Origin of the sequence: Defluviitoga tunisiensis, assembly GCF_000953715.1 — a bacterium.
Taxonomy (GTDB): domain Bacteria; phylum Thermotogota; class Thermotogae; order Petrotogales; family Petrotogaceae; genus Defluviitoga; species Defluviitoga tunisiensis.
Window position 1 is genome coordinate 384,261 of record NZ_LN824141.1, and the last position, 26,962, is coordinate 411,222.

At 30.4% G+C, this 26,962-nt stretch carries 19 protein-coding genes and 1 tRNA gene; 17 read left to right on the forward strand and 3 right to left on the reverse strand.

Features of this window, described 5'->3' with window-relative positions:
- Window positions 1-83: 83 nt before the first annotated feature.
- Both rpoB and DTL3_RS01810 read left to right on the forward strand, forming a co-directional pair.
- The gene (rpoB, locus tag DTL3_RS01805) at window positions 84-3,659 is read left to right on the forward strand and encodes a DNA-directed RNA polymerase subunit beta (RefSeq protein ID WP_045088539.1); all 3,576 of its coding nucleotides are present in this window, start codon (window positions 84-86) and stop codon (window positions 3,657-3,659) included.
- 83 nt (window positions 3,660-3,742) lie between these two features.
- Window positions 3,743-8,689 (forward strand): DNA-directed RNA polymerase subunit beta', encoded by a 4,947-nt coding sequence (locus DTL3_RS01810; RefSeq protein WP_045087273.1) that lies wholly within the window; start codon window positions 3,743-3,745, stop codon window positions 8,687-8,689.
- Window positions 8,690-8,757: 68 nt separating this feature from the next.
- On the opposite strand, the gene fliD is transcribed toward DTL3_RS01810, so the two are convergent.
- A complete protein-coding gene (fliD, locus tag DTL3_RS01815; protein WP_045087274.1) occupies window positions 8,758-10,251 on the reverse strand; it encodes a flagellar filament capping protein FliD in 1,494 nt (497 codons plus the stop codon).
- Between the two features lie 220 nt (window positions 10,252-10,471).
- Here fliD and DTL3_RS01820 point away from each other — a divergent pair, with 220 nt between their 5' ends.
- The 11 genes from DTL3_RS01820 to DTL3_RS09890 all read left to right on the forward strand — a co-directional run bounded on the left by DTL3_RS01820 (window position 10,472) and on the right by DTL3_RS09890 (window position 20,558).
- Window positions 10,472-11,632: an RNA-splicing ligase RtcB gene (locus DTL3_RS01820; protein ID WP_045087275.1), complete on the forward strand. Its 1,161-nt coding sequence runs from the start codon at window positions 10,472-10,474 to the stop codon at window positions 11,630-11,632.
- 82 nt (window positions 11,633-11,714) lie between these two features.
- Entirely contained in the window at window positions 11,715-12,692 is a 978-nt protein-coding gene (trpS, locus tag DTL3_RS01825) for a tryptophan--tRNA ligase (protein ID WP_045087276.1), read from the forward strand.
- Window positions 12,686-13,366: a segregation/condensation protein A gene (locus DTL3_RS01830; RefSeq protein WP_045087277.1), complete on the forward strand. Its 681-nt coding sequence runs from the start codon at window positions 12,686-12,688 to the stop codon at window positions 13,364-13,366. The genes trpS and DTL3_RS01830 overlap by 7 nt, the downstream gene beginning before the upstream one ends.
- Before the next feature lie 31 nt (window positions 13,367-13,397).
- Entirely contained in the window at window positions 13,398-13,934 is a 537-nt protein-coding gene (scpB, locus tag DTL3_RS01835; RefSeq protein ID WP_045087278.1) for an SMC-Scp complex subunit ScpB, read from the forward strand.
- The gene (locus tag DTL3_RS01840) at window positions 13,894-14,625 is read left to right on the forward strand and encodes a pseudouridine synthase (protein WP_231854028.1); all 732 of its coding nucleotides are present in this window, start codon (window positions 13,894-13,896) and stop codon (window positions 14,623-14,625) included. Before scpB ends, DTL3_RS01840 begins: the two co-directional genes overlap by 41 nt.
- 278 nt (window positions 14,626-14,903) lie before the next feature.
- A complete protein-coding gene (locus DTL3_RS01845) occupies window positions 14,904-15,536 on the forward strand; it encodes a sigma-70 family RNA polymerase sigma factor (protein ID WP_045087279.1) in 633 nt (210 codons plus the stop codon).
- Window positions 15,533-16,144, forward strand: coding sequence for a hypothetical protein (locus DTL3_RS01850; RefSeq protein ID WP_045087280.1), 612 nt, complete (start codon window positions 15,533-15,535; stop codon window positions 16,142-16,144). Before DTL3_RS01845 ends, DTL3_RS01850 begins: the two co-directional genes overlap by 4 nt.
- Before the next feature lie 94 nt (window positions 16,145-16,238).
- The gene (gene leuS, locus DTL3_RS01855) at window positions 16,239-18,740 is read left to right on the forward strand and encodes a leucine--tRNA ligase (RefSeq protein WP_045087281.1); all 2,502 of its coding nucleotides are present in this window, start codon (window positions 16,239-16,241) and stop codon (window positions 18,738-18,740) included.
- A gap of 99 nt (window positions 18,741-18,839) precedes the next feature.
- The gene (locus tag DTL3_RS01860; RefSeq protein WP_231854030.1) at window positions 18,840-19,541 is read left to right on the forward strand and encodes a redox-sensing transcriptional repressor Rex; all 702 of its coding nucleotides are present in this window, start codon (window positions 18,840-18,842) and stop codon (window positions 19,539-19,541) included.
- Window positions 19,538-20,038, forward strand: coding sequence for a hypothetical protein (locus DTL3_RS01865; protein ID WP_052670256.1), 501 nt, complete (start codon window positions 19,538-19,540; stop codon window positions 20,036-20,038). Before DTL3_RS01860 ends, DTL3_RS01865 begins: the two co-directional genes overlap by 4 nt.
- Complete coding sequence (locus DTL3_RS09890; RefSeq protein WP_084217090.1) at window positions 20,031-20,558, forward strand: metal-dependent hydrolase; 528 nt, start codon at window positions 20,031-20,033, stop codon at window positions 20,556-20,558. Before DTL3_RS01865 ends, DTL3_RS09890 begins: the two co-directional genes overlap by 8 nt.
- Window positions 20,559-20,564: 6 nt before the next feature.
- Here DTL3_RS09890 and tsaB read toward each other — a convergent pair whose 3' ends face one another.
- Together tsaB and DTL3_RS01875 are read right to left on the reverse strand one after the other, a co-directional pair.
- A complete protein-coding gene (tsaB, locus tag DTL3_RS01870; protein WP_052670258.1) occupies window positions 20,565-21,236 on the reverse strand; it encodes a tRNA (adenosine(37)-N6)-threonylcarbamoyltransferase complex dimerization subunit type 1 TsaB in 672 nt (223 codons plus the stop codon).
- Window positions 21,237-21,255: 19 nt separating this feature from the next.
- Window positions 21,256-22,647, reverse strand: coding sequence for a tetratricopeptide repeat protein (locus DTL3_RS01875; protein WP_045087282.1), 1,392 nt, complete (start codon window positions 22,645-22,647; stop codon window positions 21,256-21,258).
- A 141-nt stretch (window positions 22,648-22,788) separates the two neighbouring features.
- On the opposite strand from DTL3_RS01875, the gene recJ reads away from it, so the two are divergent.
- From recJ to DTL3_RS01890, 4 genes are all read left to right on the forward strand, one after another.
- On the forward strand, window positions 22,789-25,902 hold the full coding sequence (recJ, locus tag DTL3_RS01880; protein ID WP_052670260.1) for a single-stranded-DNA-specific exonuclease RecJ: 3,114 nt from the start codon (window positions 22,789-22,791) through the stop codon (window positions 25,900-25,902).
- A 1-nt stretch (window position 25,903) separates the two neighbouring features.
- Complete coding sequence (locus DTL3_RS01885; protein WP_171820573.1) at window positions 25,904-26,176, forward strand: putative Se/S carrier-like protein; 273 nt, start codon at window positions 25,904-25,906, stop codon at window positions 26,174-26,176.
- Complete coding sequence (gene ruvX / locus DTL3_RS09350; protein WP_062198230.1) at window positions 26,173-26,862, forward strand: Holliday junction resolvase RuvX; 690 nt, start codon at window positions 26,173-26,175, stop codon at window positions 26,860-26,862. Before DTL3_RS01885 ends, ruvX begins: the two co-directional genes overlap by 4 nt.
- Window positions 26,853-26,924, forward strand: a tRNA-Arg gene (locus tag DTL3_RS01890). Before ruvX ends, DTL3_RS01890 begins: the two co-directional genes overlap by 10 nt.
- Window positions 26,925-26,962: the final 38 nt, after the last annotated feature.

Sequence of the window (26,962 nt, forward strand, 5' to 3'; positions counted from 1 at the left end):
AAAAAACGATATAATTGAATTCGCATTGGACTTTTTGTCTAATGCGAATTTTGCTGCTTGATTTAGTAAGAAATATTTTTCATATGCCGAGGTGGTTGTTTTTGAATACTATCACTAGGAAAGTAGGTAAAAGGTATAGGAAATTTTTCGGGAAAGTTCCTGAAAATTCTGATTTATACGAAGATTTAGTCAAAATACAAAAAGATTCTTTTGATGATTTTTTAAACCGTAAATTGTTAGAGAGCATAAAAAGTTACATGCCTATCCAAGTATCTGTAAAATCTACCGGAAAAAAAAGTAAGGATATTTTAGTTGATTTTTTTGATTGCAGACACGAAAAGCCAACTGTAAGTGAAGACGAATGTCGCGATAAAGGCTTAACTTACGCTGCTAAAGTCTATTTAAGTGTTAGAATTACAGATACCTCAACAGGCGAAATCATTGAAAAGGATGACGTGTTTTTGTGCAATGTTCCGTATATGACTGACAGAGGTATTTTTATAGTCAACGGAGCTGAAAGAGTAATAGTGAATCAACTTGTACGTTCTCCTGGGATTTATTTTATAAAAGAAGAAGAAACAGATACCACAAAAGAAATGTTTATTGCTCATTTTCTACCTGTTAAAGGTGCATGGTTGGAAATACTTTACAACCCTAACAAAGAAATTCTTCAAGTAAGAATCGATAGAAAAAGAAAATTTAATCTTTTCTTGTTTTTAAGGGCTTTGGGATACGAAAGTGATTTGGACATTCTCAAATTATTTCCTGAAAGGATAAATTTAGAAGATGACATTGAGGTTTCTTCCTATATTGATTGCACTGTTTTATCTGACTTGCGATTTGAAGAACTTGAAAAGCTTGACCCGGCAAGAAAATCCACACTGGGAATGCGACTTTCTGAAGTTCTAGATATATTAAAAGAAAACGATGTAAAAATGGTCACCGTATGTAATCGAGTTGCCCAAATAACCTTAGACAGAATGAAAAAGAGGTATGAAAAAGATGGCATCGTGACTCCACTAGATGCATACAAAGAAATTTATTCAAAATTAAAACCCACAGAAATTCCAAGACCTCAAAAAGCTAAAGAAGAAATTGAAGACATGTATTTTAACCCTTCAAAATTCGATTTTTCGGACATTGGTAGACAAAAAGTACAGACAAAACTCAGAGGTGCATATATTGAATATCTCAAAGAAGTAGAAAATAAAGAAATTACTCAAGACATGGAAGAAAAGATAAAATATCCTTTTAATTCTTTTGCTATCGAAAAATTAGATATTATATTATCTACTCGTTATTTATTAAAGTTACCAGAAAGGCCAGAAGGTTTGGATACGAGAGACCATCTTGGTAACAAAAGGGTACGATCAGTTGGCGAACTTATGCAAGTCGAATTTGAAAGAGCTTTTTCTAAAATTGTTCAACATATTCCTGAAAAAGTTGCTGTTGCTCAATCTATCAATAAAATAAACCCTCAATCTTTAATAAACTCTAGAGCAATAATGACAGCTTTTCATCAGTTTTTTGCAACCAGTCAACTATCTCAGTTCCTTGACCAAGTGAATCCCCTCGCTGAATTAACACATAAAAGGAGATTATCAGCAATTGGTCCAGGCGGTTTAAAAAGAGAGCACGCTAAATTTGAAGTTAGAGACGTCCATCACTCACATTATGGTAGAATGTGTCCAATTGAAACACCAGAAGGCGCTAATATTGGGCTTATTACCTCTCTAGCAATTCTGGCAAAAGTTGATGAATACGGATTTTTAACCACTCCATATTACAAAGTGAAAAAAGGAAAAATACAATATCAAGAAGTAACTTACTTAACTGCAGACGAAGAAGAACTTCATAAAATTGCTCCAGCATCCGTTGAAGTTAATAAAGATGGTACCATTGCTACAGAATATGTTGAAGCAAGATTTCTAGGAAAAGTATCGCTATTCCACAGAGATGAAATAGAGTACATTTCTGTTACTCCTAAACAAATAGCTTCTGTATCAGCTGCTCTGATACCATTTTTAGAACATGATGATGCCAATAGAGCTCTTATGGGTTCTAATATGCAAAGACAAGCCGTTCCACTTTTAAAAACTGAGGCGCCTTTTGTTGGTACAGGTGTAGAATGGTTAGCAGCAAGAGATTCAGGATATTTAATTCTTGCTAAACATCGTGGAATTGTCGATTATGTCGATGGCAGAAAAATAGTAATTTCTAGATTAAATGATAAAGATGAACCTATAATAGATTCAGAAGGTAAAATTGTTAAAGATGAATATGTTCTGATGAAATATGTAAGATCTAACCAAGACATGTGTATAAACCAAATGCCATTAGTAAACCTTGGCGAGATTGTTGAGAAAGGCGATCCTTTAGCTGATGGCCCTTCAATGGATATGGGAGAACTTGCCCTAGGAAAAAATGTTTTAGTTGGATTTATATCTTGGGAAGGTTATAATTTTGAAGATGCCATTGTGGTAAGTGAAGAATTGTTAGAAAATGACACGTTTACTTCTATTCACATAGAAGTATATGAAACTAAAGCTATGGATACACAATTAGGACCAGAAGAAATTACAGCAGACATTCCTAATGTTAAAAAAGATTTATTAAGAAATTTAGATGAAGACGGAATTGTTAAAATAGGATCTTATGTTTCTTCTGGAGATATTTTGGTAGGTAAAGTTACTCCAAGGGGTGAATCAGACACTTCTCCTGAAGAAAAGCTTATTAAATCAGTCTTTGGAGATAAAGGCAGAGACGTAAAAGATACTTCTTTAACCTTGCCTCATGGAGTTGAAGGTAGGGTAATAAACGTTCAAGTTTTTGATCGAAAAGATATTCCTTCTTTAGAGATAGGTGTTAATAAATATGTTAAGGTTTTCATAGCAACCAAGAAAACTCTTGAAGCTGGGGATAAACTTGCTGGAAGGCATGGAAATAAAGGTGTAATATCTACTATCTTAAACAAAGAAGACATGCCCTTTATGCCCGATGGTACACCTTTGCAAATGCTCTTATCCCCATTAGGTGTTCCATCTCGTATGAATATAGGGCAAATTCTAGAGTTACATTTAGGCTGGCTTTCGATGCTAACCAACGATTATTACGCATCCCCCATATTTGATGGAGCCACAGAAGATGAAATAATGAATGAACTTCATAAAATTAGAAAGGAGAAAGGTCTTGATTTAGGAGAAGATGAAGATTATCCCACAGGAAAGATAGTATTAAGAGATGGTAGAACTGGTGAACCTTTTGACTTTCCTGTAGCTATTGGTTCTATGTACATGCTTAAACTTTCTCATATAGCTAAAGATAAGATTCACGCCCGCTCCACAGGACCATATTCGTTAATTCATCAACAACCTTTAGGAGGTAAAGCTCATTTTGGAGGGCAAAGGTTTGGTGAGATGGAAGTCTGGGCTTTAGAGGCTCATGGAGCAGCCCACACACTTAATGAAATGCTCACCTATAAATCTGATGATATTAGAGGGAGAAATGAGGTATACAAAGCAATTTTAAAAGGTGAAAACTTGCCTGAACCAGGTATACCTGAAAGTTTTAAAGTTTTAGTAAAAGAGTTACAAGGTTTGTTGCTTGATATTAAGATATATGATGAAGAAGGTAATGAATTAGACATTGATAAAATTTAGATTATGTCGTTTATTTAGTAGGATACGGTTAATTTCATGCTCCAAGCAGCAGAGAAAATTAATCCTCAAGGAGTGAATTTTTAATGGCGAATGTTTCTTCCTTTCAAAGAAAAATTGCTAAAATCAAGATTGGGGTTGCTTCACCACAAATAATTCTAGCAAATTCTAATGGTGAAGTTACAAAACCCGAAACTTTAAATCATAGAACAGGAAAACCTGAAAAAGACGGTTTATTTTGCGAAAAAATATTTGGACCTACAAAAGATTACGAATGCGCTTGTGGAAAGTATAAAGGTAAAAAATATGAGGGCACAGTTTGTGAAAGGTGTGGGGTTAAAGTAGAATCAAAAGAAGCAAGAAGAAGAAAAATGGGACATCTGGAATTAGCTACCCCTGTTTCTCATATTTGGTATCTTAAGTCATCTCCTTCCATTCTTTCTATTCTTTTAAACATAGGCGTTAAGGATCTAGAAAATATCATTTATTATGGCTCAAAGAGAGTGGTAGAAAGAGCTTATTTAGTTTTAACCAGTCCTGAAAATGATGCTTTAGGATATTATCCAGGTGAGATTTTATATCAAAAAGAATATGAAATTTATTCACAATATTTGGATATACATGTTGAGCCAGCTGTTAAAACCTCTTCAGTTAAAGGGTTGCCTGTAGCTGATATAAGTGGAAAAGTTGATATTAAATCTGAGTTGACAGAAACTGAACGTGAACTAACTTGGATAATTATCAAAGACGAAACGGGTATTGAAAGAAAATATCCAGTTTTTGAAGGTGCTTCTATAATGGTCGAACAAGACCAACAAGTTGAAAAAGGAACACCTTTAGCTGATCGTTTTTTGTATGAAGACGATTACCTAACACAAAAAGAATATTCTTTATTTATGGAATATTACCCAGGTACAATAGAAGTTGAAAGAGATATAGAAAGAGATACTCCTATTGTTGTCATAACCGATTTAGATAAAAGATTTGCCAAAAGAATTGGTAAAAAAATAGGTGATATTCTACTTGAAGACGAAGCAAGAGCTTATGAAGAAGTAATGAAAATTTTGAATTCAAGAATAAAAGAAGAAAGAGAAAAAATAATAAATAAAACATTAGCTGAAGACATCGATTTCCCTGAGAAAAAATTTGAAAAAGGTCTAAAAATTACTCAAGATGTGCTTAATCAGCTATTAGAACTTGGCGTCAAGGATGTTTTAGCAAAAGATGAAGAAGATAACGAACGAATTTACCAGATAAACAAATACGAAAAATTTGAAGCAGGATTTGGTGCAGAAGCTGTTCAAAAGTTATTGAAAAAGATAGACCTCGAGCTGCTGAAAGCAAGGCTAGAATCTGAGTTAGATAAGTTGGATAAGAAAAGTCAAAAGGCTTTAAAAATTTTAAGAAGGTTAAAACTTGTAAACGATTTTATTAATTCTGGAAACAAACCCGAATGGCTGATAACAAATTTAATCCCTGTTATTCCACCTGATTTAAGACCGTTAATCCAAATAGAAGGTGGAAGGTTTGCTGCAACTGACTTAAATGACCTGTACAGAAAAGTAATAAACAGAAATAACAGATTAAAGAAGCTTCTAGAAATGGATGCACCCGAAATAATTGTAAGAAATGAAAAAAGAATATTACAGCAAGCCGTTGACTCCCTAATTTACAATGGACGTGTTGGAAAGCCTATGACAGACAGAAACAGAAGACCTCTTAGGTCTTTAACTGATCTGTTAAAAGGTAAAAAAGGAAGATTTAGAAGAAATCTTTTAGGAAAGAGGGTCGACTATTCAGGTAGAGCAGTTATTGCTGTAGGACCGGATTTAAAACTTCATGAATGTGGTTTGCCTAAGAAAATGGCGCTAGAATTATTTAAACCTTTTGTTTTAGCAGAATTGCTTAAAGGTTCAAATGCTGCAAGTAAAAGCGCAAGAAAGTTCAAAAAAACAATAATAGAAAAAGAAATGCCTGAAGCCTGGGAAGTCCTTGAAGAAGTTATAAAAGGCCATCCTGTTTTATTAAACAGAGCACCTACTCTTCATAGGATTTCAATTCAAGCATTCATACCAAAACTAATCGAAGGAAATGCGATAAGATTACATCCTTTGGTATGTCCTCCATTTAATGCTGATTTTGATGGAGACCAAATGGCTGTACATATTCCGCTTTCTAACATAGCTCAAGCAGAGTCTAAATTCTTAATGTTGTCTAGGTATAACATTATATCTCCTGCAAATGGTAAACCTATATCTATGCCTGGAAAAGATATAATTGCGGGAACTTACTATTTGACTATGCATGAAGACGACAAATTTGAAAGCACAAAATTACCTAAAAATCCAAAAGATATAGGTAAGGATGGATTCGTTAGACATGTTTTTTCTGATAGTATGGAAGCCATCTATGCCTATGAATACTTCAAAATAATTGACTCTGATATTTACCTCAATGAAGACCACTTAGAATGGAAAAAGTCAGATTTCACATTACATGAACCTATTAGTTTCCGTTATGAAAACAACAATATGGTAAAGACAACCATAGGAAAAGTTATATTCAATGAAGCCGTACCAAAAGATCTGATTAATTATTCTAAAAAGATGGATAAGAAAGAATTAAAAAATCTAATCTTTGCTACTTTTGAAAAATATGGTATTGACAAAACCGCAGAATTATTGGATAGCATAAAAGATTTCGGTTTTCACTACTCAACTCTATCGGGATTAACTATATCTATAAGAGATGTTCTACTATCTCCAAAAAGAGAAGAAATAATAGAAGAAGCTAAAAAACAGGTATTAGAAATCGAATCATTATATGAAGAAGGCTATCTAAATGATACTGAAAGATATAAAGAAATTATACAAATTTGGGAAAATACAACAAATAAAGTTACAGAAGAGACTGCTAAAACTTATAGAAAATATCCTTTCAATCCAATATGGATGATGATAGAATCAGGAGCACGAGGCAACATAGATCAATTAAAACAATTAGCTGGTATGAGAGGTTTAATGGCTGATCCATCTGGTAAAATTATTGAGGTGCCTATTACCTCGAATTTTAAAAATGGATTATCAGAACTAGAATTTTTCACATCAACACATGGATCAAGAAAAGGGTCCGCAGATACTGCTTTAAGAACATCTACAGCAGGTTACCTCACAAGAAGACTCGTGGATGTTGCGCAAGCAATTACAATTACAGAACATGATTGTGGCACTGAAAAAGGAATAGAAGCCAGAGAACTTTGGTCTGACGGTTCAAAAATTGAAAATCTATCAGATTTTCTATTTGGCAGAATATTAATTAAAGATGTTTTAGATCCTGAAACAGGCAATCCTGTTAAGGATAAAAAAACTCATAAAGAATATAAGAAAGATTTGATGTTAAATGAAGAAGATGCAAAATCCCTAGCTAGTTACAATAAAGAAATTTCTGTAAAAAAGCTCCTTGAATACGAAGAAAAAACAATAGACTTTGACGATTTGACTAATAATATTTATTCTTATGAATCACTAGAAGATGTAATAATTGACAATAAAACCCTTATTAAAAAAGGTGAAGAGATTACAAAAGAAATCGTAGAAGAGTTATTATTACGCAATATACAATCATTACCTGTAAAAGCATATAAATCAGCAGTTTATGTAGGCGAAGACCTTAAGATCAATGTTGATGGCAAGCAAATTACTCTTCTCAAATATCAAGAAAGAATTGATCTAAAAACTGCAAAAATGCTAGATAAATACGGAGTTGAAAAAGTATTAGTAAGACCTTTAATATTCATAAGATCTCCTTTAACCTGCGAAGCCGAAGAAGGAATATGCGCAAAATGTTATGGAATGGATCTATCAAATTATAGGTTGGTTAACATCGGTGAAGCTGTAGGAGTAATTGCTGCTCAATCGATTGGTGAACCGGGTACACAGTTGACCATGAGAACATTCCACACTGGTGGTATTGCTACCGCACAGGATATTACTCAGGGATTACCAAGAGCCGAAGAATTATTTGAAGCAAGAAAAAAGACTAAAGGTCCTGAAGGAATCTTTGCAAAATCAAAAGGCATAGTTAAAGCAATAGAAAGAGACGAAGAGAATAAAAAAGGTAAAAAACTAAGAATAATCTTAGAAACCTCTGATGGAGAGTTAGATATTTACGAAGCGGATTACAAAACCAAGGCCTCAGTCGAAATTGGAGATAAGGTACTACCTGGCCAAAGATTGACTTCAGGAAACATAAAGCCAAGGAAAATACTTAAAGATTTAGGTGTAGACGAATTATCAAACCATCTTTTGAGTGAAATAAAGAAAATATATGCAGAACAAGGTGTTGACATCCACGATAAACATTTTGAAATTATCATTAGACAAATGATCAACAAAGTTGAGGTAATAGATGGCGGAGATACACATTATATGCCTGGAGATTTAGTACCATACAACAGAGTTATAAAAATTAATGAAGAGATAAAAAATAAAAATTCATCAGTTGAAAAAAACAGAGAAATCGTAATTGGTAAAAAATTAGCAAAAAAAGTAATTATTGCTTCGGAAAACGATGACGAAGAAAGCAAAATATACGACCAGGGAACAACTATAACAGAAGACATAATTAAAGATATAATAGAAGCAGGTATCAAAGAAATAGAAGTATACGAAGAATATAAAGAAATTAAAACTGAAGACGGTACAAGCCAATTGGTTGGAACCTCTAAAAAGTACCTAATCAATCCTAAAAATATTATTCGATTTGAAAGAAGACTTTTAAGAATAACTAAAGCTTCACTCGAGAGGGAAGGATGGCTCTCTGCAGCTTCTTTCCAACAAACTGTACAAATATTAACTGAAGCTGCGATCGAAGGAAGAGTTGACAAACTTAAAGGATTAAAAGAAAACGTCATAGTTGGTCAACCTATCCCAGCAGGTACTGGTCTAAGTTTATACACAAATCTTAACTATGAGGTTGTCCAACCGGAAAAAGAGGCTGAGATTGCTACTGGTAGAGAAAAATCTGTAGGATGATTTAGATATTATAAACCACAAAAAATGGTGCTGTTAACTAACAGCACCATTTTTTTGATTATTTGTTGTTATTGATTTTGTTTAGAGAATGCGTTTTGAATATAAGCACCTTGCATTGATAACTTTTGAACAGCTTGTTCCATTGCCGTAAATCTAGCGTAATAGTAAGCTTCCTTCTTTTGCAGTTTATCCAAAAGATTTGTCATTTCTTTAGCAAGGCTTCTCATTTGATTCCCTATCGTACCGTTAGTGCCGGCAATTCTGTCAATATAGCCATTAAATTTAGTGACATCATAGACATAATTCTGTATTTTTTGCGCAACACCATATTTTTCATTAGTTTTATCGTTTGTTGCAAATAATTTCCAAACATCTTCTGGATTATTATTCAAAGCTTCTCTAAGTTTATCCTCGTCTAATTTAATAAGTCCTTTCATGGTGCTTTCATAATTTCTACCTGTATCTCCCGAACCTATTCCTATACTTAATAAACTTTTAAACTCTCCGTCTACATTAGTAGAAGAATAAACCATATTTCTTAATTTATAAAAAATGTTCTCTAAATTTCTATCTCTAGCTAATATCCCTTTCATATAATCTTCTTCAGTCATGTCCTCGGCAGCTTTATCAGTAACCTTACTTTCATGAAGTAAATCATATACATAAGTAATTGTTTCATTATACTTATCTACAAATTGTTTGACAGTATCGACACTCTTATCTATGTCTTGTTCTACTGAAATTTTAACAAACTCATCAGAAAGTGATTTTAATTCTATCGTTGTACCAAATATATTAATTGTATTTTCATTTAACTGTTCGTATGTTGTTGAAGGATTTATACCATCAAAAGACAACTCAACTTCTGCATAACTACCTGTAGTTGTTTCCCCACTTAATAATCCCAACTTCTCTAATAACACTTTCCCTAAAGAACCTTCTTCGGCAGATACACTAATATTTTCTGGACCATTTTTATCGCTAATTAAAAAAAACTTACTGTTTGCCTCATCAAACTTTGCACTCACGTCTGCTTCAGAACCTTTTATCTTTGCTATTAAATCATTAATGGTATCAGTTGAAGAAAGAGTAATCTCTTTAGTTGATCCTCCATCTTTTGAAATCGAAAACTTTATTTCTTGAGTATCATCCTCAATTTCCAAAATTGAGCCTATCGTAGATTTCTTTTTAATTGTTGAATCTGTCACTTCGCCAACAACCACTGTAGGAGAAGCTAAAGAATTAACCTTTAAATAAAAAGTTGCATTGTCTGCATCCGCTGAAGAAGAAGCTGTTAAGACTTTTTCATCGGAAGAAACAGCCTTTTTAGGAATTAAATTTCCTTGCAACTTAAACTCTATTAAAAAATCATAAAATTCTTCTAATTTCTTATCTACCTGCATCCATACTTTTTGCTGATAGTTAAGAGTATCAAATTTTTCTTGTGCCCTATTTAAAGGCTGCATTTCGACTTCCATCAATTTGGAAACTACGGAAGCTGTGTCAAAGCCTGAAGCAATACCAGGCATTTGAAAAGAACCTAAATAAGGATTATATGCCATTTTATCATCCCCTTACAAAAATAACTACTAGACAAATATACAATTTGCTCCTACACAGACTCTCAAATTTATTATCGTCTGATTTTAAAGAAACTTTAAAATAAATACCTTAAATGGAAAAAATTAATTATCTTCATGATTATTATATCCTATTTTAAGATTTTTAACACTTTTATGTTATTATTTTGATAGATAAAATGTAAGATAAGGAATGAATGATATGTTAGTAATTAAAGGACAGTTTAATGAAGCAAAAATTTTTGCTAAAAGTTTAGAAGAAGAAGCTATAAAACAAATTAAAGAACTTTGCAATCAAGAATTTGTAAAGGGAAGCAAAATTCGGATAATGCCAGATGCACATACTGGAGTTGGATGCGTAATAGGAACAACAATGACTATAAAAGATAAAGTTGTTCCTAATTTAGTTGGGGTAGATATAGGTTGTGGAGTAAATGTTTGTAAAATACAAGAAAACAAAGTAAATTTTGAATTACTTGATAGTATAATTCGGAGAGAAATTCCTTCTGGATTTAGAGTTAGAACAACTCCTCACCCCTATGTCGAAAATACAAACATTTTTAATCTAAAATGTAGGGACTATGTTGATCTTGAAAGGGCGCTATTGAGTATAGGCACTTTAGGCGGAGGAAATCATTTTATAGAGTTAGCCATAGATAAAGATGGACATCTATACCTTCTTGTTCATTCGGGAAGTAGATATTTAGGAAAAGAAGTAGCTGAATACTATCAAAATTTAGCTTACGCATTATTATCTGGAAGCTCCCTTCCTACAAAAAAGTCTAAGAAAAAAAAGAAAAAAAAGCTTGTTAATTCTGAAAAAACAAATATTCCAAAACATTTGGCTTATCTTGAAAATGGACCTTTTAATGATTATCTACACGACATGAAGATAGTTCAGCATTATGCTCAAACAAATAGAAGAGCAATGATTGATATAATTGTACAAAATTTAAATTTAACAGTTTTAGAACACTTTTCAACTATCCACAATTATATAGATCTAGAAAAAATGATTTTAAGAAAAGGTGCAGTTTCAGCTCAAAAAGGAGAAAAATTGATAATACCAATTAACATGAGAGATGGCAGTTTAATCTGTATTGGGAAAGGAAATCCTGACTGGAATTATTCCGCACCTCATGGGGCTGGTAGAATCATGAGTAGAAGACAGGCAAAAAAAGAATTAGATTTAGAAAAATTTAAAAATAGCATGCGTGGAATATATTCAACTTCCATAGGTTTTCAAACAATAGATGAATCTCCTATGGTATATAAACCACTTGAAGAAATTGAAGAAGCAATTAAAGATACTGTAGAGATAATAGAAAGAATAAAACCCATATATAATTTTAAAGCCCCATAAATCAATATAAATCAATTGTGTGTTATAATTTTATATATGATCATATAAATATGACTAATTATTCCAAAGATGGAGGCATAAGATGATAATAGTTAGTGGTATGAGAGCCACAGGAAAATTACATATTGGAAATCTTGTCACATTAAAAGAATGGGTAGAGATTCAGGAAAAGTCGCCTAATAACTTCTTTTTTGTTGCAGATTGGCATGCATTGACTTCACACTTTGATAGTGTGGAAATTATTGAAGAATCAACGTTAGATATTCTCAGGCACTATCTTGCTGTTGGATTGAATCCTGAAAAAAGCGTGCTGTTTGTTCAATCGGCTATTAAAGAACATGCAGAACTATATTTATTGTTAAGTATGATAACCTCTGTATCACGTTTAGAAAGAATCCCCACCTACAAAGATCAAATTAATAATATATCTGACAGAGATTTAACGAATTTAGGTTTCTTAGGATATCCTTTACTACAAGCTGCTGACATCTTAATGTATAAGGGTGACATAGTCCCTGTTGGTGAAGACCAGATTTACCATATAGAGTTTACAAGAGAAACTGCTAGAAAATTTAATCTCCAATATCGTGAAGTTTTTCCCGAACCTCAAGCATTAATATCCAAAGTTAAAAAGTTACCAGGAACAGATGGAAGAAAAATGTCAAAAAGTTATGGAAATATAATTAATATTGAAACAAATGAAAAAGAGTTGAAAGAAAAAATACTACCCATGATGACAGATCCAGCTAGAATTAGAAGAACTGATCCAGGTGATCCTGAAAAATGTCCTGTATGGGAATATCATAAAGCATTTACAAAATTACAAGATGAAAAAGAATGGGTAATTCATGGATGTACAACTGCTTCAATTGGTTGCGTTGATTGTAAAAAATTGCTTATCAGAAATATGAAAGAAGAAATGCAGCCAATTTGGAATAACCTAGCAAAAATATCTAAAGATGATGCTAAAAATATTGCCTTAGATGGTAATGAAAAAGCGAGAAAAGTTGCCAAACAAACAATGCAAGAAGTTAAAGACGCTATGCATCTTAGGTGGTAAAAGAGAGGGGAACTAAAGTAAATTTTGAGGAAGTTAGTGTACAATTTGACATATTTTCAGGTCCTTTTTCTAAATTAGTTGAATTAGTTAAAGAAAAAAAGATATCGGTTAGACAGATATCTGTTAGTGTTATTTCAGATCTGTTTCTTGACTATGTTAACACTAATTACAAAGATTTAAATTCAATAGGAGAATTTTTAGAATTAGCATCATATTTAACTTTCTTAAAATCAAGAGAAATATTGCCCAATTCTTCTAAAGACAAGGATTTCAAAAGGCAGAGAGAGTTCATATACACAACAATTGAAAATTATGATATATTAAAACAAGCTAAAGATTTAATAAAGGAAGATTTTGGCGAAAACAAAAGAAAAGCTGTTAAAGTTAAAAAAACTGCTACCTTAGATAGTGAGGATGTTGGATATCAACTAGTGAAATTTTTTGATGACTACATTACTAATCAAAAAAGACTAGAAATTATAAAAGACGATTATAATGTTGAAAAAGCTATAAAAGATTTAGAAAAAATTAATCGTTTTAATGTGTATAACCTCTTTGAATATGCAAATTACAATAAGCTTAAGTTCGTAGTTTTGTTTTTAGCAGCTTTGGTACTAGTTCAACACAAAATATTTGATTATAAAGAAGGATTTTTTTATCGAATAGAGACATGATAACGATTTAGCAAAAGGAAGTAGGAATAATATGGAAAATAAAAAAATCGATGTTGAAATAAGAATGATAGAGGCGTATATATTCTCTAAAACAGATGGAGTTTCACTTCAAGAAATTTCAAGGCGATTGAAGATAAAAAAGGAAGACGTAAAACAATATTTAACAGAAATAGAATTGCATTACATTCAAGATCAACATGGAGTAGAACTGGTAAAAAATGGAAATAAATACAGATTTGAGATTAAACCGGAAATTAAATCTATGATTTTCCCTAATCCTAGAAAACTTGAACTAACAGAAACTCAATTTGACGTATTGACCATACTATTTATGAACGGGGAAAGCAGATTAATAGAAATAGAAAATATTAGAGGTAAAAATAGCTATTATCAAATTAAAAAACTTACAGAATACGGCCTAGTTAAAAAGATTAAAAGAAAAAAACAACCATACTATATGCTAACTGAAAAATTTTATGATTTATTACCTGATAAAACAATAAAAAAACTGGAGGATATGAAAAAAAGTGAATTTGCAAAAGGCACTTCAGACAATGTTTCTAAGTAGAAGAAAATCCTCTGAGTATATCTTAACTAATGGTGTAAAAGTCAATGGCAAACTTATAAAAGAACCTTGGTATGAGTTAAATGATACCGACATTATTGAATTCGACAACACATTTATCAAAGTTAGCGACATAATAAAAACACAAAATAATAAGGTTTATTATTTATTAAATAAACCAAAAGGTTATTTATGCACCTTTAAAGACGAATATGGAAGAAATACTATTCAGGAACTTATAAAAAACAAGATAAAAGAAAAAGTTTTTTATGTAGGAAGATTAGATTATGATTCAAGCGGTATACTCCTTTTAACCAATGACGGAAAATTTGCCAATTTTCTTTTAAGGCCAGAAAATAATATAAGTAAGGTGTATAATGTCTTAATAAATGGAGTCTTATCTCAAAAAGAAATATTGAAGTTGAAAAATGGCGTATTGTTAGAAACAGGCTATAAAACTCTACCAGCTAAAATAAAAATCTTACAAAAACATGATAATTCTTCACTAATTCAAATAACAATAAACGAAGGAAAAAAACGACAGATCAAGTTAATGATTAAATCTCTAGGATATAAAGTTATTGAATTAACAAGAATTAAATTTGGGCCATGGAGTATACGAGAGGTTCCACATCCAGGAGATATTAAAAAAATTAATGAAGTAGACTTTGCTAAAATAGGATATAAAAAATGAGGACGCAACGCGTCCTCATTTGGATGGGCCGAAATATCAATTATGATGTTTCGGGGGGATGGGTATATTCATTATACATTATGATTATTAAGGAATAAAATCAAATGAATTAATTTAAGTTGCATTTTTTTCTCTTTTATGTTTAATTCAAAAAATGGAAAAACTGAGTATTTCGGAGGGTGAAATAATTCACCCTTTTTCTTTTCTGAAGAACTATGTAGTATAATAAAAGTAAATTAGAATTATCTTTTGCAAACCATTTAGAAATAGGGAGTTTTATGAGCAGAAATATTTACAAACTTAGAGGATTACATTTAAATGAACTTATAGAGTTATCTCAAATTGGTGATAAGGAAGCTTTAGGACTTATATTAGAAAAATTTGAACCTATGGTAAAATCTATTGTGTCTAAATATTATGGAACATGGGTAGAATTCGAAGATTTTTTACAAATAGGTTTTGTCGGTTTAATTCAAGCAGTTTATAATTTTAGGGATGACGCAAATACTAAGTTCTCGAGTTTTGCCTATATGAACATATCTTCTGAAGTTAAATCTTTTGTAACATACCTTAATAGAAATAAGCATAAGGTTTTAACTGATGCTATAAGTATTGAAAAAACTGATGATAATTTCAGTGAAAATCCCGATTACTATTTTGAAGGCGTCGATTCAGAAAAAGAAGACTTCTTAATGGATTATTTTTTTACAAAAAGTATGGAAGAATTACAAGAAGAAGAAAAAGAAATAGTAAAATTATGGATGAATGGGTACACATATCAAGAAATAAGCGATATATCTAATGTTAACACAAAAAAAGTAGATAATACCCTTCAGAAAATTAAAAAAATTTTAGAGGGTAAAAAAGATGAATACGATCAAATTAAAGATATTTTTGGAGGGTCAATATGAAATATAAAATAACTCTCATAGTAATGACTCTTGTAGCTATAACAATTGCAATAACTAATGAGATCAGAATTATCGAATTAAAAAGAAGTTTTCAAAGTCAATTTAATAGACTAAATTCTAACGTAACACAAAAAATTAATGAAATTGAAAAAGAAGTCAGTACACTTCAAGGATACTATGATCCAAATGGAATAGTAGAAAAATTCATTGTCTCTAAAAGTTTTTTAGAAAAAAACTTGAATGATTTAGATAAAATTTTAACACATCTAGATGAACCATCTAATGCAGGTTATATTCAAATATATATAATAGGACACAATGAAGTGTGGGTATCTTTTAAAAATCCGGAAGGAAAGTATGTTTTTCAAGGAAACTTAAAACCCGGATTAAATCCTTACAAATTCTATTTTTTCAAAAATCCATCTATTGAAACCCAATATACATATCAAGTTCCTTATAACTCTTCTTTCAAGAGCGGGGTCCCGGATAATACATATTTCCTAATAAAGGAACCTGGGCAATATAGGTTAATTAAACATCCAACTAAGGAAATCAGTAACCTCATGAAAGATTTAAATCTTTATATTCCAACTGTTACAGGACAATAAATGTGGTATAATTAACAACGTAACTCATTTTTTAGTCAAGGGATAGATCATTATAAAATTGTCGATTAATCTTAAAATGGAGGAAAATGCTGAAATGTCTATAACAAATAAAAATTATAATCCACAGGAGATTGAACAAAAGTGGCAGAAAATTTGGGAAGACAAGAAAATCTTCAAAACATCTAACAAGGATAAAAGACCTAAGTACTACGATTTAGTTATGTTCCCTTATCCATCTGGTACATTACATGTTGGTCACGTTAAAAACTACGTAATTGGGGATGTTGTCGCTAGATATAAAAGAACAAAACAATTCAATGTACTACATCCGTTTGGATTTGATGCTTTTGGATTACCTGCAGAAAACGCCGCAATAGAAAAAGGAAAATTACATCCTGAGGAATGGACATTTAAAAATATTGATATTATTAGAAAACAAATTAAAAAGATTGGTATAAGCTATGATTGGGATAGAGAGGTTATTACCTGTAAGGAAGATTATTATAAATGGACTCAATGGCTATTTCTTCAACTATATAAAAATGGCTTAGCATATAAAAAGAAGGCACCCGTTAATTGGTGTCCTCACTGTAAAACTGTTTTAGCGAATGAGCAAGTAGTTAACGGTAAATGTGAGAGATGTGGTACAGAAGTTACCATCAGAAGATTAGAACAATGGTATTTTAAAATTACTGATTATGCTGAAAAACTCTTAAATGATTTGGATAAACTTACCGGTTGGCCAGAAAATGTAAAAACTATGCAAAGAAACTGGATTGGTAAAAGTGTCGGGGCAGAAGTAGATTTCAAAATAGATAACATGGATAAAACATTAAAAGTTTTTACTACAAGGCCTGATACCTTGTGGGGAGTTACTTTTATGGCGTTAGCACCTGAATCTCCATTAGTAGAAGAGCTAACAACCCCAGAAAATCAACAAAAAGTTGAAGAATTTATTAAAATGATTAGTGTTCAAGATAGATTTAAACGCACTTCTCAAGACGCCCCAAAAGAAGGCGTTTTTACAGGTAGTTATGCTATTAATCCTGTTAACGGAGAAAAAATACCTATATATATTGCAAACTATATTTTATATGAATACGGCACTGGAGCCATTATGGCTGTGCCTGCTCACGATCAAAGAGACTTTGAATTTGCAAAAAAATACAACTTACCTATTAGAATTGTTATAAAACCTAAAGATTCAGAAAATACGAATAATAGTGAAAGTTTGGAAAATGCTTATACAGATGATGGAATTTTAATCAACTCTGATATATTCTCTGGTTTGGAAAATCGAGAAGCCATTAAAAAAATTTGTGAATGGTTAGAAAGTAAAAAAATTGGGACTTTCACTGTTCAATACAAATTGAGAGATTGGCTTATTTCAAGGCAAAGATACTGGGGTGCTCCAATCCCTATTATTTATTGTGAAAAATGTGGCACTATACCTGTCGCTGAAGAAGATTTACCCGTAAGATTGCCTAGGGACGTTGAGTTTAAACCTACTGGTACAAGTCCGTTGATTGATCATCCTGATTTTAAAAATGTTAAATGTCCTATATGTGGTGGTGACGCGAAAAGAGAAGTCGATACTATGGATACATTTGTTGATAGCTCCTGGTATTACCTAAGATATATCAATCCTGACCTAACCGATAAACCCTTTGAAAAAAACGACGTAAATTATTGGCTACCTGTTGATCAATATATAGGTGGGGTAGAACACGCCATTTTGCACCTACTTTATTCAAGGTTTATAACTAAAGTATTGAAAGATCTTAATTTTCTTGATTTTGATGAACCGTTTGAAAATCTTTTTACACAAGGAATGATTTATAGAAATGGTGCAAAAATGTCTAAATCAAAAGGAAACGTTGTGTCTCCAGATGATATGATTGAAAAATATGGAGCTGATGCCCTAAGAACATACATATTATTTATGGCACCCCCAGAAAAAGATGCTGAATGGAACGATTCAGGAATTGAAGGAACTTATCGATTTTTAAATAAAGTTTGGAACACATATATGAAAATCATTGATAAAATTGATAATATACAATTTCACACAAAATATCATCTTAAAAATCAAATTGAAAAAGATTTGAGAAGAAAATTGCATAGCACTATAGAAAAAATAACAAATGATATAGAAGGAAACTTCCAATTTAATACGGCTGTTAGTTCCTTGATGGAATTACTGAACGATTGTAGCAATTATCTAAACTCAGTAAATGAAAATGAATGGAATTCATCATTATTAAAGGAGTTTGCGGACGATTTCGTATTGATGCTTTCTCCCATTGCTCCACATATCTGTGAAGAATTATGGAGCATGCTAGGAAAGGATGATCTTATAATTAATGCAACTTGGCCCGAAGTTGACAAAGAGGCATTGAAAATAGAAGAAGTTACAATAGCAGTTCAAATCAATGGTAAATTAAGATCTCAAGTTACTATAAATCTAAACCTATCTGAAGAAGAAATTAAAGCCATCGTTTTAGAGGATGAAAAAATTCAAAAATATATAGAAAATAAATCTGTCAAGAAGATTATATATGTTCCTGGAAAAATAGTCAATATCCTAGTCAAATGACACAAAGTAATTGCATTGGCTGTATTTTCAATATTAAGACACATCCAAAAATTTATAAAGGAGGTGTAAGGGTTTTTCTGCCTTTGAAGTAGCTAATTTATGCAGAGAAACTATACAAAAATGAGAGATATTAAAGTACCAAAACCTACTATAAAAAGAATTGCAATGTATAATAGATTCTTAACACAATTAAAAGAAGAAGGAGTAGAAAAAACATCTTCTAAAGAAATAGCTGAAGCTTTGAATATAAAAGCTTCTCAAGTAAGAAAAGATCTTTCTTATTTCGGAGAATTTGGAAAAAGGGGTGTAGGTTACAACGTAGAAAAACTATTGTCAAAAATACACATTATTCTAGGAACTGAAAGGGTTTGGAATGTTGCTATAATAGGTGTTGGAAATTTAGGAAAAGCAATATCACACTATCCTGAACTTGAAAAAAACAAGTTTAAAATTGTATCTGCATTTGACGTAGATAAACGAAAGGTTAATTCTATTTTATTACCAGGAGTAGTTATTAAACATATTAACGATTTAAAGGAAGATATAAAAAAGACTAATTTTGAAATAGCTATTTTGACGGTTTCACCTTCTGCTGCTCAACCTGTTACAGATTTGTTAGTAGAAGCAGGTATAAAAGGCATTTTAAATTTTACTCCAGTTACACTAAATGTAAATGAAGACGTAGTCGTAGAAAATGTAGATTTTGTTATTTCACTTAAAACTTTAACATATGAAATAATTTCTAAAGCCGGTAGATCTTTTGAAGACCAAAGCAACTCTGAGGAGGATAGGGTATTTTGATAAACCTAATCTATCCAATTTCCTTAGAAAATTTAAACAAACTTAAGAATGGAGACAAAATATTATATACTGGAAAAGTCATATTTGTTACTCCACAAGCATTAGAAAGATTATTAAATTATTATAATTTGGAAGGTATTCCTTTATTTAACTTCTTAGGAGAGTTTGTAACTTATGGAACATTTAATTGGGCACATAATGAAATTAGGAATATTACTATCTCTAAAATTTCAAATTATTTTGATTTTATATTCTCCGCAGGGGCAAATTCTATTATAGCTGACAAACTCACTTCTAAAGCTTTGCAGCAGTTACAATATTATAACAGACCAATTTTAAAAACAATTACAAAAACAATAAAATGTGAGCAATCAAAAATTTTATTTTATAAAGACATAAAGAATGGTGGCATCATCGAATGTTGGATAAAAAATCATCCTATGGAAGTACTAACTGTCGACGAACAAAGCAAGGTGGAAAATAAAAACAATGCCTAATTTTAAAACACACATTCTCTCAGGCATTTTTATTTTCCCTTTCTTTTTTTTCTTATTTAATTGGTTTTACAGTTTTTTCTGTTTTGAAGTAAATTATATTCCCTCGGAAATTATATTCTCTTACTTTTTATTTGTGTTTGGTAGTGATTTCTCAGATGTCGATCATAATAATTCATTCATTAATAAACTTTTTAGATTATTATTAATATTCATCTCTGTCTATTATCTGTTTGAGTTTGATTATCTATACAGGACTTATTTACCTTTTTCATATAATACCTCAAATTTTATTATTATATTGTTCGGAACATTAATAGGATTACTTTTAGGTCTTTTATTTAACACACTAACTAAACATCGAGGATTTTGGCACTCAATATTTACAGGAATTGGTATCTCAATTATAATTTACTTGACAAATATCAACTCAAGAAAACCTATGAAATTATTATATAGTTTAAGCTTTTTATTTGGATTCATCATACATTTTTTACTAGACAAATATTTTCATAATAAGTAATTGAAATCATTTTTTATTCTTTTCATAATTTTCTACGGCTATTGGTTTCTGAAGATACAAAGGTTTTAATTCTTCTACTTTTACTCGCTCACCCCTCATTGCCACTTCAATAACACTTTGATTATCTATTTCTGAAATTAACAGTTCATTTTCTAGTTTATATTTTTCTTTAAAATAAATTGACTCTTTGTTTATTAAAATACAATCCTTTAGAATTTTATCAAAATTATTGAAAAATACCATTTCTGGTCCAAAAATTCTCGTGTTATTCTTATAAATAGCCACATAAGCAGCATTTTCTCTAGCACGTTTTAATACTGCTAATTTTTTATTTAATAGGTCATTTTTATATTTAATTAAAGAGGAATGACATAAAAAATCAGTTGACAAAAAAGTATAAACCTCTTTTTCTGGCTGACTTACTAACAAACCTTGTAAAGTTGCTATTGCCACTCTTATTCCTGTAAATGATCCAGGACCAATATCGACTGCAAATTTTTCTATATCGTTTATTGTTACGTTCGCTTCTTTTAATGTATCTTTTACCGCTTTCGCTAGATAATTCCCGGATTTTTTATCTAGCAAACTTTTTTTATATATATTGTCATTTTTATCTTTTAACAGCACAAACATTTCATCTAAAGAGGTAGATAAAATCAACAAATTAAATTCATTCACGGTTAATGTCTCCCTTTAACTATTCTTTTTTATCAAATACGTTCTTATCCTTTAGGTTTATAGCTGATCTATATGCATCTATAGAAGCAGTATAATCTCCCAATACTTCATAGGCTCTTGCAAGTATTAAAAAATTTTTATAGTTTCCTGGATCTTTAATTACCAGCTTTTCAGCTAAATGTACTGCGTATTTACCCAATTTAATGTTACACAAAAAATTAATTTTATTATAGGTAGGAAATAATTCAAAATATAAAAACACAAACAGAATACCTATTCCTATTCCCGCTACAACATATAAAAAAGTGGAATGTGTGTTGTTTTTATTTTGAGCTTCTTCATTAGATTTTTGTTCTGCTAATGATGAAGATAAAGAAGCTTTTCCCGCTGGATAACTTTGAATCCTCACTACATTATTTTGTAATTTTAATATTTCACCGTTGATCTCATTGTTAAAAGCAAATTTTAACTCTTCAAAGTCTTTTTCAATTGGTACAAGTTCTTGAATATTCTCTAATTTAGAATTCAAGGTTCTTAACAGAGAATAGTACATATTAGATAAAAGAGTTTTCTCAATTTGAAGGTCTTTTAGTTCATTACCTACATCAAAAACTTGAGAAATAAAAGATGATAGTTCTTGCTTTTCTACAAAAAAAACGCTATTGTTAAGCGAAGTAAGCTCCTTTTTTAACGAGAAATATTTGTCAAGCTGTGAATAAATTACTAGAGACTGCTTTAATGCATTATTATCATTTAAAAAAGAAAGAAGACTGTATATACCTAAGTAGTTCTCCTCATTTACTATATATTTAGACTTATTAATAATTTCTTCAAATAAAGCAAAATTATTTTTTGGAACAAAGGTTAATACAAAATGTTTCATGTCTTCATCAAAAAAAATTGGCAATTTAATTGAATTTTCTATAATCTTTTGAACAAATAAATCATATGAGTCAACAATTATAAAATAATTTAAGCCTTCTAATTTGTACAAATACTTATAAGACGGTTCAGAAAAATTACCGGTTGTTAGAATTTCTTCAACAATATCAGGAATTTGTGGAAATATAAAAATAATCTTTTCTGTATCCTCTTTGGGTATACGAAAATCCGTACTTAATACACCTAAGTTAATACAAAAAGACTTAATGTTTTCTGTAATAAGCTCATTCACAAAATAAAAATCTTTATACTTGTTGTATAAATATATTTTTGCAGAGATCAATTCACCAACCTCTGAAATTCGCTCGTCGGAAGGATTGTCTTGTAAATATTCTAAAAATCTTTCCCAAGCTAGCTCTAGTGTGCCCGTGTTTTTTGAAAGATTAATTAAATCATCAATTGAAAGTGCTCCAAATATACTAGAAATTGATAGAAACAAAATTGACAAAGTCAAAATACATTTTTTCACTCTTAATATCTCCTTTTTCTTAGTTAACTAAGTTAATTATACTACATTTATATCCCTCTTAATATACTTGTTTTGGTTTGTGGAGTCCTATAATGTATAATATATATAAAGAAAAAAATAATAAGAAGGGAGAAATTTAATATGGAGGAAAAATGGAAGGTTTTTTGGGACCCAAAGGATCCTCATTATAAAGAAAGGGAAAAGATCGCAAAAAACCTATCTCTTTCTTTGGGAATTTCAGATTTTTTAAGTAAACTTCTAGTATCAAGAAACATTACCAATCCCGAAGAAGCTGATATATTTTTAAACTATCCAGAAAAGCGAACTTATGATCCTTTTCTAATGCAAGACATGTCAAAAGCTGTAGAAATATTAAAAACGATTAAACAAAAAAAAGAGAAAATAGCAATATTTGGCGATTATGATGTTGACGGAGTTACTTCGTGCGCGGTTTTATATCTTGGAATGAAAAAATTAGGCTTTGAGGTAACCTCTTATATCCCATCTAGAATAGATGAAGGATATAGCCTTAATGAAAAGGCAATTTTTGAATTAAAGTCAAAAGGTTACAATAACCTAGTAACCGTAGACTGCGGAACCACATCGTTAAAAGAGATAGACTATGCCAAATCTTTAGGAATGAGGGTAATTGTTACTGATCACCACATCCCTAAAGATGAGCTTCCAAATGCCGACGCAATTTTAAATCCTAAAAGAAATGACTGCAAATATCCTTTTAAAGATTTAGCTGGGGTTGGTGTAACTTTTAAATTGCTTCAAGCACTATTTGAAACTTTTGATAAATCATTAGATCCTTTCGAATATATAGACCTAGTAGCTGTTGGCACTATTGCTGATATAGTATCTATATTATCTGAAAATCGATATTTTGTAATAAGAGGGATTGAAAAGTTAAAAACCAACCCAACCAAGGGGCTTGCATATTTACTAAACGAACTAAAAATAGTTGAATCCGAAATTGATTCAAGAACAATTGCATATAAAGTAGCTCCGAAAATAAATGCAGCAGGCAGAATGGCAAATGCATATGCAGCTTTTAAGTTATTAACTTTAGATGATGAAGAAAAAATCAATAAAGCTGTTTCTGATCTTTTAAAACTCAATTCAAAAAGGCAAAGTACAGAAAGAGAAATATACCTATATGCTTTGAGTTTACTAGATTTACATCCAGAATACAAAGATGATGATGTGTTAGTTCTCAGTGGTGAAAATTGGCATTTAGGAGTCCTTGGTATAGTCGCTTCAAAATTATCAAGTCAACTTAATAAACCTGTTTTAATGATCTCCAAAAGTAAAGATATTTGTAAAGGTTCTGGAAGAAGTCCGCAAGGAATTGACCTAATGGAACTATTACTTAAAGTCAGCGAAGAAAATATTCTTGAAGAATTTGGAGGACATAAGCTAGCTGCAGGTTTCTCCTGCTACTCAAAAAATATAGAAGCTCTTAGAAAATCTGTTAACAAAGTATATAAAGAACTTTATGGAAAAAAAGAAATTTCATACTATCTAGAGATAGATATGGAAATCGACAGTATATTTCCAAACATGTTTGAAGACCTAGAAAAATTGGAACCTTTTGGTTATATGAATCCTGAACCATTATTTCTAATAAAGAATGCTAAAATTGAAAATTTTAAATTTTTCAGTAATGGTTCTCAAAACTTTTCTGGCATTTTGAGAAATGATAACTCATTAATAGTTGACGTTTTAGGGTATGATCTAGGAATTAACTTATTAAATCTGAATTGGAACAAAAGAAAAGATCTTTTGGTAGACGTTGTTGGTACCTTTAGAATAGAAAATTCATATAATCTAAAAAACAGTTATATAAAATTTTATTTACAGGATTTAAGCATTAAAGAAAGTTTCTTCTTTGAAGAATCTTCAGAAAATGATCTTTTAAATCCAATATTAAAAGATGAACTAGATAAGATTTCTCAAATTGAAGTATTAAATGAAAACTTATATTACAATAAGATAGCAATGTTTTTGCCTAGTAAGCTCAAAAATGTCTCTTTAATCAAAAAAATCTTATTAAACCTGGAAAGTAAGAAGAAAGTAATATTAATATCTGGTACAAAAAGTCTTTTAGAACATTCTTATAAAATTATCTCTTCTTATTTGCCAGAAAATATTCTTTTTATAAATAAATATTACTCTATAAATTCAAATGTGCTTTCAAAATATGAAGTATTTTTCTTAACCGTACCTGAATTTCTAAAAAATATTGCATTGTTTGACTCAATTGACTGCCAAATTATAATTGATGAACCCTTTTACACTTTATTTCATCCGGTTATTAGAAAAGTTAGAGATTTCATCGAGTTTAGAGATTATATATTTGCAAAACAAAATGTAAGCATGTTTGGAGCTCTGTATGATGAAAATCTAAAAGAACTATTAAAGAATTATGGATTCAAAATTTTAATGGCTTCTTCTGCAAATAATAATTTTGAAGTTACAAAAGAAAGAGGTAGTATCGTTAGTATTATGAAAGAATATATCGACACTAGAAATAGTCGTGTTATAGTTCTAAATGAACCTAACAGACAAAAATCCCTTATAAAGTTAATGGATAAAAAACTTAACATAAATGATGGTAATGTCAAAGTTTTTAACCACTCTATGAGTTATAGAGAAAAAATGTTAGCAAGAGAAGAGTTTAGAAGAGAATATGCATACTTATATGTAACCTCTTTCTCAAATAATGGACTAGCTTTAGAAACAAAAGGTTATCCTACAACAATTATAATTCTTGATGTGCCAAAAACAGCCTTAGAGTTTTTAGATTTAGTTTCTGGATGGACTAATAAAAATCAAAAGATTTCTATTGTTTTTGGATATGATAAAAAATTTAAGGTTAGACTAATGTATGATTATGCCAAAAAGTACCCGTCTTTTAAAATTCTAAAGAAAACTTATGATTTTATTAAAGCAAACAATCCAGAAATAGATACTGTTGTGAGTACTTTGTTTAAAGGAGAAAATGACCTTGCATTTGTTGTTTTAGGAGTGCTTCAAGAAGCTAATTTAATAAAAATTCATAACGAAGATATAGAAATTACTAATCCGTTTGATTTAAAAAAATTACGTGATACTTCTAATTTTAAAGAAAACATTCTTGATAGTTGGTTGCTTAAAAACTCCATATATTTTTATGAAAATCTTGATACAAGAGAATTCATAGAATTCTTAAAAGGAGATACCACTAAAATAGGAGCTAGAGGTGTATAATTTGAATAAAATTATCACAACAACTATTAATCTGGATACAATTATTATTACGCAAAATTATGATATTATTTATATAAAAAATTTATTAATACAAAATGGGATTTTTTGTAAAATTTTTCCATGTCCTCAAAGTTTATCAGAAAATTGCGAACCAGTAATTGTTGTTTCTTCAAGCAATGAATTATCTATAAAAAAAATATTAACCAAAAATAACATAAGTTATGAATTGATAAAAATGAAAAAAGATATAGTAGGTGAACTTTTAGAAAAATGAGTATATATTGCGTTGATTATGGAAACACCTTATGTGGAATAGCTGTTGCTGATGAAAATCTTAAGATAGCCTTACCAAAAAATACCGTTAAATCAGATTCTTTAATTGATTTTTTACAATCTTTAAATTTGGACGAAAAAAGTGTACTTGTTTTTGGTTTACCTATTTCTTTATCTGGAAGATATTCACATCAAACTTATTTAACTGTTGAAGCGGCTTTGAATATTAAAGAACAACTAGGTTGCCAAATCTACTTTGTAGATGAACGACTAACAACTACGTCATTATTCAATGAACTAAAAGGTGATATATCATTTAAAAAAATTAAAAAAACGAAGGATCAAAACAGTAGTGTTTTGATTTTAAACGTTTTCCTAGAAAATCCTCATGCAGCTATAGAATTAAAAGAAAAATCAACATATAAAATAGAAAATGATTTGTCTAGTTATAACAATATCATAATTTTTGATGTAGCTATTAACAATATACTAGAAAAAGCTAATAAAGATCATTTGATTTTATTCACTCAAGATCCTTGGATCTTTTGGTTTTATTACAGACAAGGACTAAAAAGCACATCTTTAATTTCTGATTTATACGATCAATATGACTTAATAATATCTATTAAAGAAAATGAAAAAAAAATTAGAACTTTATTTCCTTTGTCCAAATTAATGTGCCTGTAGCCTAAAGGACAAAGCGTTGGACTCCGGATCCAAAGATGCGGGTTCGATTCCCGCCAGGCACATAATTAATTTATTTTATTTTTTATTAGTAATCAAAGAC